Source organism: Enterovibrio qingdaonensis, from assembly GCF_028683135.1.
Classification (GTDB): Bacteria; Pseudomonadota; Gammaproteobacteria; order Enterobacterales; family Vibrionaceae; genus Enterovibrio; species Enterovibrio qingdaonensis.
The window spans coordinates 418,399-430,571 of the sequence record NZ_JAJUBB010000001.1 but is presented as its reverse complement, the minus strand read 5'-3'; the positions used below and the strand labels follow the sequence as shown (position 1 = coordinate 430,571).

Annotated in this window: 10 protein-coding genes; 4 read left to right on the top strand and 6 right to left on the bottom strand. The window is 47.1% G+C overall.

Translation table 11 applies throughout. From position 1 onward, the window contains the following. Positions 1 to 18 precede the first annotated feature (18 nt). Entirely contained in the window at positions 19 to 819 is an 801-nt protein-coding gene (locus LRP49_RS01960; protein WP_274139812.1) for an SDR family NAD(P)-dependent oxidoreductase, read from the top strand. Between the two features lie 42 nt (positions 820 to 861). Here the strand turns inward: LRP49_RS01960 and LRP49_RS01955 are convergent, their stop codons facing one another. The 4 genes from LRP49_RS01955 to LRP49_RS01940 are packed head-to-tail and all read right to left on the bottom strand — an operon-like array spanning position 862 to position 5,597. Further along, positions 862 to 1,965, bottom strand: coding sequence for an ABC transporter permease (locus tag LRP49_RS01955; RefSeq protein WP_274139811.1), 1,104 nt, complete (start codon positions 1,963 to 1,965; stop codon positions 862 to 864). Further along, on the bottom strand, positions 1,962 to 3,134 hold the full coding sequence (locus LRP49_RS01950) for an ABC transporter permease (protein WP_274139810.1): 1,173 nt from the start codon (positions 3,132 to 3,134) through the stop codon (positions 1,962 to 1,964). The genes LRP49_RS01955 and LRP49_RS01950 overlap by 4 nt, the downstream gene beginning before the upstream one ends. Before the next feature lie 3 nt (positions 3,135 to 3,137). Next, on the bottom strand, positions 3,138 to 4,130 hold the full coding sequence (locus LRP49_RS01945; RefSeq protein ID WP_274139809.1) for an HlyD family secretion protein: 993 nt from the start codon (positions 4,128 to 4,130) through the stop codon (positions 3,138 to 3,140). Between the two features lie 6 nt (positions 4,131 to 4,136). Continuing rightward, positions 4,137 to 5,597: a TolC family protein gene (locus LRP49_RS01940; protein ID WP_274139808.1), complete on the bottom strand. Its 1,461-nt coding sequence runs from the start codon at positions 5,595 to 5,597 to the stop codon at positions 4,137 to 4,139. A gap of 361 nt (positions 5,598 to 5,958) precedes the next feature. On the opposite strand from LRP49_RS01940, the gene LRP49_RS01935 reads away from it, so the two are divergent. Next, positions 5,959 to 7,167 (top strand): multidrug effflux MFS transporter, encoded by a 1,209-nt coding sequence (locus LRP49_RS01935; protein ID WP_274139807.1) that lies wholly within the window; start codon positions 5,959 to 5,961, stop codon positions 7,165 to 7,167. Between the two features lie 29 nt (positions 7,168 to 7,196). On the opposite strand, the gene LRP49_RS01930 is transcribed toward LRP49_RS01935, so the two are convergent. Continuing rightward, positions 7,197 to 8,069, bottom strand: coding sequence for a LysR family transcriptional regulator (locus LRP49_RS01930; RefSeq protein ID WP_274139805.1), 873 nt, complete (start codon positions 8,067 to 8,069; stop codon positions 7,197 to 7,199). Between the two features lie 246 nt (positions 8,070 to 8,315). Between LRP49_RS01930 and LRP49_RS01925 the strand changes: the two genes are divergently transcribed. Both LRP49_RS01925 and LRP49_RS01920 read left to right on the top strand, forming a co-directional pair. Continuing rightward, a complete protein-coding gene (locus tag LRP49_RS01925) occupies positions 8,316 to 8,600 on the top strand; it encodes a hypothetical protein (protein ID WP_274139803.1) in 285 nt (94 codons plus the stop codon). 122 nt (positions 8,601 to 8,722) lie between these two features. Further along, complete coding sequence (locus LRP49_RS01920) at positions 8,723 to 10,018, top strand: DEAD/DEAH box helicase (protein ID WP_274139801.1); 1,296 nt, start codon at positions 8,723 to 8,725, stop codon at positions 10,016 to 10,018. A gap of 85 nt (positions 10,019 to 10,103) precedes the next feature. Here the strand turns inward: LRP49_RS01920 and LRP49_RS01915 are convergent, their stop codons facing one another. Further along, on the bottom strand, positions 10,104 to 12,026 hold the full coding sequence (locus tag LRP49_RS01915; RefSeq protein ID WP_274139799.1) for a BCCT family transporter: 1,923 nt from the start codon (positions 12,024 to 12,026) through the stop codon (positions 10,104 to 10,106). Positions 12,027 to 12,173 lie beyond the last annotated feature (147 nt).

The following is a 12,173-nucleotide window of genomic DNA, read 5'->3' as shown; positions in this document are numbered from 1 at the left end:
TAAAGTGAGGGACTGATAATGGCAAAGACAATACTGATCACTGGCGCGACGGATGGCATCGGGTTAGAAACAGCAAAGGTTTTAGCTGCTGAAGGGCATATCCTGCTGATACATGGGCGAAATCAAGCAAAGCTGGGCAAGGTAGAAACAGAGTTGAAAGCGATTAGGAGCGTTAGTACGGTAGAAGCCTATGTCGCAGACCTTTCCTCATTACCTGATGTAAAAGCATTGGCGAGAGCCATACTCACTAAGCATTCACATGTTGATGTGCTCTTGAATAACGCGGGCGTATTTCGTTTGAGCGATGCATCGACCAAGTCAGGCATTGATGCACGATTTGTGGTGAATACCATTGCCCCGTATCTGCTGACTAAGTTGTTGCTTCATGCCATGGATGAAAATAGCCGAGTGGTGAACCTTTCATCAGCGGCTCAGGCTCCCGTTAATCTCAATGCGCTGGAAGGAAAGGTGCAGTTTGATGACGACTTTAGTGCGTATGCGCAAAGCAAACTGGCGATCACCATGTGGACGCGCGTAATGGCGGAAAAGCTAGGGGAAAGCGGTCCGGCATTTATCGCGGTCAATCCAGGTTCAATGTTAGCCAGTAAGATGGTCCAAGAAGGTTTTGGTGTATCAGGCAATGATTTGTCCATTGGCGTAGATATCTTAGTACGAGCAGGCTTGTCAGACGAGTTTGCATATGCGTCTGGAAAGTATTGGGACAATGATTCGAAGATGTTTTCTCCACCGCACCCTGACGGTTTGGATGATGAAAAAGCGCAAGCTATTGTCGATGCAATTGAACGTATTATTGCGTAATTGACTAAAAAGAAAGCCCTGCAAGATGCAGGGCTTTCTCATTTAACGCTTCCTACGCATTTGGGTGATAAATGCCAAAGCAAGGTAAATAAAGGCCAGCCCCCAAAGTTGGGTAATAAACCCTTGCTGGCTTTGGAGTGTCGCCCCCATCTGATTCAACTGTATCGTTGATTGAATCGTAGGCGTTGATGGAGATAGTTGTGCGAGCCAATAGATCCAATCTGGCAGGGCACTGGTTGGCCAAACGAACCCAGATGAAAAAAGCAAGGGCATAGAGCTGAGTAAAACAGTTAATGTGATGATTTCTGGTCGTTTTATGGCTGAACCTATCAAAGTGCCTACTCCCATTGTTGCAAGAAGAAAAGGAACCATGATCATTGCCAGTGAGGCGGGTTCAGCCAAGCGATTAACCCCGTTAAAACTCAAGCTTCCGCCGAGATAGTACATCGACATTACACTGTAAATCGCAAACAGGATAAGGCTTCGAGCCGCTAAGTGGCGACGGCTGTTTGCGGTAGAGCCAGCTTGCAACATGCCTGATGCGATGAGCAACGTTTGTTGCAAAATCAACATAAATACGCCGGGTACAACGTAGTCGCCGTAGCCAGTGGTAGGGTTAAAAACCGGCACCATGTTGAGTGAAAACGGCGTGTATTGTTTTTCGGCAAGCGGCTGAGGAATATCTTTCATCATCGCTTTGGCAACTTTCACTTGCGCACCTAGCGTACTGCCAGAAGATACGGCCCCCTCAACGATCGTGCCGTAAACCAAGAAGAAAGATGCATCCCCACCAACCGAGATCACTGGGCTTTTCCCCATCAATAAATCGCGGTAAAAATGCTGTGGGATGACGATAACGCCTTCGATTTCTTTACCCGCGATAAGCTTGCTAGCCTCCGCTTCCTGACTGAGGTTCATCGACACGTTAAGTTGCGGTGTCGCATTGAGCATTCGAACAAAAGCACGGCTCTGTTGGCTGTTGTCATGATCAACAACGGCGACATTGAGTTCACGTGGCAGTTGGTGGTCGTACGGCAGCGGATAAAGCAAGGAATAGATAATGATCCCGCCAAACACGGTAAAGACAACCGCTGGGTTACTAAACAGCTTTTTCAGCTCATATGAGAAAATGTTTCGCCAACTCATTTTGCCGCTACCTCGCCGCAATCATGCTTACTAGGCACTGTGCGTTTTACTTTCAGCAATACAATCACCCATAGAGCACTGAAGGCGGCGAGTGCGCCCAATTCTGGTGCCGCTTGTTTAAGTGTTGCCCCGTAATTAAATTGCCCAATTTGAAGGCTGATGTAGTGACTTGCGGGCAATATTGCTCGCCAGCATTGTGCCAAAAATGGCATATCTGTTGCGGGGAAGCTAACCCCCATAAAGGCAAACGCTGGGGCCGTAAATCCTGCCACCAAGCTCATTGCCCTCACCACATTACGCGTTGCTGAATACAACAGCGCACCGATCGCCAAGCCTGCAGACACCATTAGACCTTGGGCGGCGAACACAATGGACCAACTGCCGTTCATTGGCCAACCAAGCGATAGGTGCATTGACAGGGCAAATGCAATGCCCATCAGCCACAAGGGTAAAAGCAAGCAGCAAAATTTCGCAGTCAGAGCACTCAACGCTTGGTTGGCAAACGCGTGCTCAAATCCGATGCGCTTATCGGTTAATGCCATCGACAACATGCCACTGGCGACGATAGCAATTTGCCAAAGTGCTGGAATAATCGCAGACACCAAGAACTGTGCGTAGTTGGTGCCGCTGTTAAACAGAGGTACCAATTGAAAACGCACAGGCACAGATTGCCCCGCCGCTTGTGCTGTTATGGTGGTGCCATGAAGCATGTTAACTTTGGTTTCTACCATGGCAGAAAAGGTGCTCTGACTTTGCGTAATCGCAGAACTGACCAGTTTGCCAATAAGAATGTACTGGCTGTTGTAAAAGGCAGTGACATCCGGTGATTCTCCGCGCATAACCGCCGCTTCAAAACGCTCTGGAATAACAATGGTCGCGAACGTTTTAGCACTGTTTAGCGACGCAGATGCATGTTGAGTATCGTCGAATTGGGTGGTAGAAATTGTTGGGCTTGCATCGTAGTAGCGAACTAATGCCCGAGACATTGCGCTGTTGTCCATATCAACAACACCAATCGGCAAGTCTCGCGCTGTTCCTGAGCTGAAAATGGCCCAAACTAGCAAGAAAAGCACAATGGGTAACACACACAGTAACGCCGACAGCCATCTGTCGGAGCTGACCAGTTTCCACTCATTGATCACCATGCGGGCAAAAGTGGGGGTATTCATGACTTATCCCTGCACGTTCGCGTCAGAAACTAATACGCTCATGCCTGCGCGCAAACCTTGGATTGGCGCGATAGGGCGAGCTTCCACCTCAAACGTACGCATGTCATACCCTTTTTGGTTATTTGTCGCGCGCCATGTCGCGAAGTCGCCCATAGGTGCAACATGCGAGACTTTAAAGCGATACGCTTGTTCGCCTAATGCAGGAATCTTTGCGTTGAATTCTGTGCCTTGCTGGAACTGACGCAACTTGTCCTCACGAACATTAAACACTGCCCAAGCGTCATTCATGTCAATGACAGTGACGACAGGAAAACCTTGAGGGGCCAGCTCGCCCGAATGCAATAAAATCTGACTGACTTCGCCTTGGTACCAGCTATGGATTTTGGTGTCTTTTGTGTAAGCCTCAACTTCAGCCACGGCTCCCGCCGCCATTCGCGCTTTTTCCTGAGCAGCACGTTTGGTTTCTGTGCGTGCACCTGCTTTCGCCATTTCATACATTTGATGCGCAGCATTTTCCGTGTATTGAGCGGCTTGCCACTGGGTGTACGCTTCATCACGTTTTTGCTCCGCGGTCACGCCTTCCACATAGAGAGCGTCAACACGGTTGAAGGTTTTTTCGGCCAGTTGTGCGGCTGCACGGGCTTTCTGCCATTGGTCTCGTGCTGCATTGATTTCTTGAGAGCGAGCACCACGCTCTGCTTGTTCAGCCATGGCATCGGCGGCTTGCTGACCTGCTTTTGCTTGTTCTAATTTCGCATCCAGCTCTGGTGTATAAAGTGTGAAAATCAGATCGCCTTTATTCACTTGCTGTCCCTTACGCACCAATACGTCTTCAATACGTCCCGGCACTTTAGAAGACACACTGTATTGTTGCGCTTCTATTTGACCTTGGAAGCGTTCAGGTTGAGGTTGGTAAGCTTGGTAGAAACTGTAACCGACCCAACCAACTAACGCGCATACCGGTACGGCAAGAAAAGCAGATTTTAATTTGGTCATGACGGATTACCCTTGAAGTGAAGCTTGATGATGGATGAGTGAGGCTGCCTGAAATTCAGGGAAGCGTTTCATTTCACCGCTGACAGCTAATAGACGGCTCAGTGACAGAACGTATTGATAAGACGCGGCAAGCTGTTGCGTTTTAATGCTGGCGAGATAGAGCTCGGCGTCAACAACATCCAGTGATGTCGATAGGCCTTGAGAGAACGCTTTTTCGCGCAGTTTTAGGTTTTCTTCCGCTAGCTCAATGCTAGAGGAAAGCCCTTGATATTGTTCGATTGCCTGTCCGGCTTCGCGCCACGTTTTTTCAACCAATAGAGACAAATCTTGCTCGGCTTGTGCACGTAAGTAGCTAACTTGAAGGGCAGTGCTATGGGCCGCTTTGACCTTATCTGAGCGACCACCGTTATCGAATAAAGGAATGCTCACACCAACGCCTACCGCCCAATCTGGCGTTAACTCTGCGGTCAGTGAGTCACCTTCATACAGGTTGTAGTTACCGTAAAGAAACACTTGCGGATAATACTTACCTTTTTCCATATCAATCAGACCATTGGCCTGCTTGCGTTTGGCTTCCAGTACTTTGAGTCCGGGGTAGGTGGCCAGTGTCTTATCTAGGAAAGGTGACATAGCAGGGGCGTTGTCTTGCGTAAAGAGTTCGCTACTCGGAATCGGGGTCTGATCGGTTTTGACCATGGCTTTTAATGCCGCTTGCGTTATTTCCAAATCCCGCACTGCTTTCATGCGAGCTGTTTTCGCTTGGTCGTAAGACACCTCGGCCTGCAAGCGTTCAACGCGCGCAATCTGGCCTTGTGCTTCCATTTTCTTGGCGTGAGAAAGGTGTTTGTACAACCCTTCTTCAACGTCAATGCGGGTTTGAACAACTTGCTCCGCCAGAACGGTTGCGAAATAGACTTTAGCCAGATCTTCGAATTTGGCTTGTTGCTCCATTTGCATCAGGTATGCCGCTTCATCACGTTGGGCGTTGGCAATATCTTCTGCTGCCAGTATTCGACCACCTGTGAAAATCGGCCATATAGCTCTGATGGAACTGGTGTAAATATCGCGGTCAGCCAATGTCGTCGTCGCAAGGCTGTCGACACTGCCGCCGATACCCGGTAATAAGCCTGCTAACTTATGAAGGGAATCGCCCCCACTCATGTGCTCCATAAGTTGTGAGGGCTTGAGTTCAATATTTTGATCGAGGCGTGTGTAGTTGCCACTCAAAGAGACACTGGGGAGATGATGCGCGGATGCCGCATTTCGCATGTGATCGGCGCGTTCTAGGTTCGCGCGTTTGGCGGCAATAGCATCACTTTTTTCTTGAACAGATTTCCATGCATCATTGAAGCTCAGTGACTGTGTATTGAGCTGTTGGGCATTCGCGATAGGTGAAATTATCGCAAAAGCACAGCACAGGCTTAATAACTGTACTGTAAAGGAAAAGGGTTTCTTTCTGATAAACATTGGATTTACCAACATAAGGAGAGAGTAATTGCATTTTAGAGTTATTACTCTATAAACGCTAGTGTTAATTAAAACGGTGTTTTTTAAACGGATTTAACTTTGATAATTTCACGTTAGCCAGTAATATGCGTTCAGCCCTATTCTGGGTTTTCTTGCCAATTGGCCACACAGAGTAACGCCTGTCACGTTACGCTGTGGGAATATCATTCCGATATTCTTGGAGCTTGACTCACCCTTGACGTATCTACCTGCCGCAGTGATCCCTGTTTCAGGTTAAAAATTTCTGACCCACGCCATTACCTTTTATGTGTTTTTTCCCAGGCCTTTCTTGTATCTGGCGTTTTCGATCCAAAGGATAACCATGCCTACGAGTATGTTGAGTGAGCGTTCTATTCGCTTTCTAATTCTGATGATTTTCCTCGCCGCAGCGATGGAAACGGACATTTATTTACCCGCTTTTCCCGACATGATGGCGGCGTTTGACACGAATGAGACCATGATTCAGCGTATCTTAAGCTTTAACTTTCTAGGCATTTGCCTTGCTTCTTTGATTTATGGGCCGCTGTCTGACGCGATTGGCAGACGGAAGGTGCTAAACATTGGGTATGCACTATTCATTGCTGGCAGCATTGGATGTGTATTCTCAGACAGCATTGAAATATTGATCTTCTGGCGATTTGTTCAAGGGTTTGGCAGTGCGGCGTGCATGATCATTGGTGCCGCGATGGTGTTCGACCTATACAAAGCTGAAAAGGCCGCAGAAATTGTGTCTGATTTGAATAGCTTGGTCGTCAGCATCATTGCTTTCGCGCCAATGCTTGGCGGATGGATTAATTATCAGTTCGGTTACACCTACAACTTTGTGTTTATCGCGGTACTGACAATTGCGACGGGACTTATTTGCTTTTTCAAATTGCCAGAGTCGTTGCCTGTTGAAAAGCGCAAAACGCTGTCAGTGAAAGGGGTAGGGCGAGATTATCTCGTTGTGCTTAAAAATGGCGAGTTTTGGGCGAATACGCTTATTACGACATTCATTTTTTCTGGCTATATGATCTTCATATCTAACATGCCTTTGGTGTTTGTGAATCACCTTGGTGTTGATGTGGCTGTCTTCCCGTTTTATCAGGTCAGTTTGCTGGTGGCGTTTGTTATAGCGAGCGTCAATGCTGGCAGAATGATCAAGTGGTTTGGCTTGGTCTTAATGCGTCGATTTGGCTTTGCACTGATCGCTGTGATGAGTTTACTGATGTTTGTGGTCCCGACAGAATGGCAACAAAGCCCACTGATGGTGACAGGGCTGATGCTGTTTTATTCATTGGGTGCAGGCATCAGCATTGGGATATTCTTCGCGCGTTCCATGGAAGCCGTGCCTGAGCAGACCGGTGTCAGTGCCTCGTTAGTAACGGCAATCAGACTGGCATTGGTGGCCGTTCTCATTGATGTGAGTGGCTCCATGTTTGATGGCACCATGACATCGGCGATAAACCTAATCAGTGGGTGTATTCTGGTGAGTAGCATGATTTATATCGCAGATGAAGTGCGAATAAAGCGTAAGGAAAAGGCAGAGTAATACGTAGCTAGGGCGCACTAGGTGACGCCCTAGTTGTGAGGTTGCGTGTAATCGAACAAGGCTTTCTCAATGGTATCAATAGCCATTCGAACGCCTATAGGCGCACTACCGTGAAAAGGGTGAATGGCATACACATTTACTAATGGCATATCGTGGTTAGGTAGACACGCCTTTAGGTTGTAATTTCTGCGAACAACAAAGTCTGGCAGTATGCCAACCCCGTATCCTGATTCGATCAGAGCCATTGTGGTTTGCATGGCATTGGTTCTGTGTCGCGGACTGTATTGAAGGCCCAGGCTTTCACGTGTTTCGCGGTGCTCGAATACGTGTTCGACAGGTCGCTGTTGCCATTGATGGATAATATAGGGAGCACGACGGAAATCACCAATAAAGGTCGTTGCACAGCAAAGTACGTCCCTGAATTCTCCAATACGTCGTTGTTTGTAATTGCTGGGAGCTGATTGCCCTGCGCGAATCGCTAAATCGATATTGTTCTCCATCAAATCTAATTGATGATCATCGTTTACCAAGTCTAATTCAACATCTTGATACTCTGAAAAAACATCTAATAAAGCAGGCACAACAAGAGACGCCATCAACGCATTAGGCGCTGTGATTCGGATTTTCCCCTTTGGCACAGTTTGTTGGGTTTTAATTTCTTCCCATGCTTTTTCAGCAAGTCTGTGCATGTCACAGCAGTGCTTATAAAACTGCTCTCCAGAGTTTGTGAGAGCTTGTCTGCGCGTTGTGCGTTTAAGCAGTGTTGTTTCCAACTCGTTTTCCAACTGCTTGAGCGATTGGCTTATCACCGATTTGGAAACATCCAGTTTTTCCGCGGCTTTTGTTATTGACCCTGATTCAACAACATTCATGAACACGGTCATTTGTCTAAGATTCTGCATATTGTCTTTTATTTCAGAACAATGAATTTTGTTTGGTTTATGAATCAATGTTAATTCGGAACTCGCAATTTAACGTCTCTCAATAATAAGAAAAGGGTGAATTTTTGTTGTTTTCCAACGATTGCTTTTCGGGTTGGTTGTGGAGCGAGATTTTACGTTTTGCTGTAGTATGCGTGATAAAAGTCTCAATAATAAATTCAATAACATGGAATACTTCGCGGCGAGTTTTTTATACTTTTTTGAGTTATGCTGAACAACCTTCTACTTTCCTTTTTAATGGTGTGCTTTTCATCAAGTGCAGTCGCTGCATCCAGTGTGACCAGTAAGCATGCAGGCGTGTTGCAAACTATCAATGGCGACACCATCCATGAGATTTCAATTAATCCACTACGTAAAACGTTAACGATCGTTGCCGATGCGCGCGCGTATAAGTTTGTTGGTTTGGATGAAATTGATGCTAAAAAGTTGGCTGAGCGCATATTGACGGGAAAGCCCGATACAACAATTGATTTGAGTAAATATTCTCGCTGACAACAAGATAAAGGCTTTTTGGGCTAGTGATTAGGGATACATCTGAGATATCACTAACTGAGTAGGGCTGAAATACACTACTATGTCCGGCTATAAATTTTAGCTTTGAGCCTTTTATCTTAATGACTACTGCAAAGACACCTGCCAGCTTTTCTGAACTTGGCCTTATTTCACCTCTGTTAGCGCGCTTAGCGGAACTTGAATACCAACAACCAACGCCAATTCAAGCGAAAGCAATCCCAAGCGTGCTAACAGGTCGCGACCTGATTGCAGGCGCAAACACAGGTTCAGGGAAAACAGCCACCTTTGCATTGCCTATGCTTCAGCAAATTCTTGAGCTGGGCGAGAAGTCAAAAGGCGGCAAAGGTAACTATGTGACAGGGCTGGTGTTAGTACCGACCCGTGAATTGGCAAAACAAGTTGCAGACAGCATTAAATCTTATGCTGTGCACAGCAATGGTGCTGTAAAAACGGTCGCGGTTTTTGGTGGTGTGTCTGCCAATACCCAAATGTTAGCTTTGCGCGGTGGTACCGACATTCTTGTTGCGACGCCGGGTCGTCTGCTTGATCTGATTTCGAGCAATGCGATCAAACTTGATCGCGTGAAAACCCTCGTGCTTGATGAAGCAGACCGTATGTTGAGTCTTGGCTTCACCGAAGAGCTATCGGCTCTGTTGGCATTGTTGCCTAAGAAAAAACAAACCCTTCTTTTCTCAGCGACCTTCCCAGAAGAAGTTCAGGCTTTAACGCAAGAGTTGTTGAACGATCCTGTCGAAATTCAACTGCAAAGTGCTGACGCCAGCACCTTGGTTCAGCGAGTGTTTACCGTGAATCAAGGTGAAAAAACAGCGGTTCTCGCGCATTTGATCAAAGATAATGCATGGCGACAAGCCCTGATTTTTGTCAACGCGAAAAAGCAGTGTGAGCACCTTGCTGAGAAACTCGCAAAACGTGGCATTAAAGCCGAAGTTTTCCACGGCGATAAAGGTCAGGGCTCGCGCACACGCGTACTGGATGGATTTAAATCGGGTGAGATCGACGTACTAATTGCAACTGACATTGCAGCGCGCGGTTTGGACATTGAAAAGTTGCCTGTTGTTATCAACTTCGATTTACCACGCAGCCCAGCAGACTATATGCACCGCATTGGTCGAAGCGGTCGTGCGGGAGAAGTGGGTCTGGCATTGTCTTTGATTGACCATGAAGACTACCATCACTTCAAAATTATCGAGAAGAAGAACAAAATTCGTCTTGAGCGAGAAGAGGTTGAGGGTTTTGAAGTTGATGAATCGGTTGCTGAGGCACTGCTGAACGTTGAAAAACCGATGGCAAAGCCAGCGGGTACGGGCAAGAAAAAGAATAAAAAGAAAGGGCTGACAGCAATGGAAAAATGGCTGAAAAGTCTAGAAGCCAAATAGAGGGCTCGTATCTTAGAACGGTACAGTAACCCCAAAAAGAAAAGGAGCACACAAGGTGCTCCTTTTTTATAGAAAGTAGGAAGTGTTAAGCTGGCGTTTCTGCCGCTTGCGCTTCTTCTTCTAGGCGTTGTTTCTCACGAATTAACTCGTTAAATTCAATGCGTGCTTGTTGAGCCGCTTCAGAGGCTTGAAGCTTATGCTCTTTCGCCGCCATCGCTTCGTCAGTCAGACGTTGAATTTCAGCCAGTTGCTCTTCCGGTGCATCACCGAGTTCTGCACCCGTTTCACCGCGAGAAAGTGCTGCCATACGGATTTCTTTCTTGAGCTGCCAAATCGCATCCAGTTTCTGACGCTCTTCGTTAGCCGCTTCAATCGCTTCATCTTTCAGACGTTCAAACTTCGCCATCGCCATGCCTTCTTTCGACCATGGATCAACATCTGGGAATTCTTCGATGTTAATAACTGGGTCGACATAGCCTTCCTGATGGGAAAGGTCGAGCGTGGCGGCTTTAACGCCCGAGATCATCAGCATAACTGCGATAACCAGCAGTGGAAGACCACCAACAATCGCGGCTGTTTGAAGCGTTGCCAGACCACCCATGAACATCAGTACTGATGGCATGAATGACAGGGTGAATGCCCAGAACAGACGGTTCCAACGCAGTGGATCTTCAGTTACGTTGTTCTGAACAACCGATGCCAGAATGAACGAAATAGAGTCAAACGTTGTTGCTGTGAAAATAATACACAGAATGGTAAATACTGCGATGACCATGGTACTCATCGGCAGTTGCTCAAGGATAGAGAAAATCGCTCGAGTTGGACCTTCGTTATTCAGAATGGAAATAACATCCAGTTGACCTGACAGTTGCAGAGACAGACCGAAGTTACCCAAAATCATGAAGTACAGGGCGCAGCCCAGTGAGCCGAAGAAAATCGAACCTGATACCATTTGCTTGATAGTACGACCACGTGAAATACGCGCAACAAACAAACCCATGCTTGGTGCAAATACCAGCCACCATGCCCAGTAGAAGATGGTCCAATCTTGCGGGAAGTGGGTGTCTTCAAACGTGCCGTAGCCGCCGAAAGGTTCTGCCCACGTTGCCATCACAAAGAAGTTAGACAGCATGCGACCAATCGAGTCCAGGCCAGTTTCCAGCATGAACAGGGTTGGGCCTGCAAACAGGACGAACGCCAACAGTGCTAATGCACCCCAGAAGTTGATGTTGCTCAACACCTTGATGCCTTCATCCATCCCTTTGTAGGAAGAGTAAGCAAACAGGGCAGTACACAGTAGCAATACACCAATCTGGGTGACCGTCGTTGAAGGAATGCCAAACAGGTAGCTGATACCTTCGTTAATCAATGGTGCAGCAAGACCCAGCGTTGTCGCCGCGCCGCCCAGAAGACCGAAAATGAATAGGACGTCAATGAATTTGCCCCAGCCACCGTGGCTGCGTGCTTCGCCGATAACAGGCATCAAAGCAGCGGACACTTTCAGAACAGGTTGCTTACGAACATAGAAGAAGTAAGCAATTGGCAGAGCAGGGATCAGGTAGATAGACCACGCAATTGGCCCCCAGTGGAAGATGCCGTAAGTAGCAGCCCAACGAACCGCTTCTTCAGAACCTGCTTCCAATTGGAATGGTGGACTTTGATAGTAGTAGGCCCACTCAATCGTACCCCAGTAAAGGATACTTGCACCGATACCACCACAGAAAAGCATCGCAGCCCAAGAGCCTGTCGCGAATTCTGGCTTCTCATCCGCATCACCAAGTTTGATCTGGCCGATATCACTGAAGATGATATAAACCATAAAAAAGAAAGCTGCGATGCCGAGAGCGAGGTAGAGGAAACCGAGTTTGTCGGTCATAAAGGTTTTAGCAATCGCAATCCATTCTGCGCCTTCAGTAGGCCAAATCAGAAGTGGGATGATCACCGAGAAAAGAAGCCCAAGTGCCCCAAAAAACGTGGGCTTATCAATGAGCTCAAAGTGCTTTTTCATAAAATGTCCTTATACACTTGTCGTAATAAGGAATTTTTATATTTTTAACAACTTGGGGCAATTTGCATTGTGAATGCTAATAATTAGTATCTTTTATAATATTGAAGTTATGAATGATTGAGGGGGCTTGAGGGGTATTGATGAGAT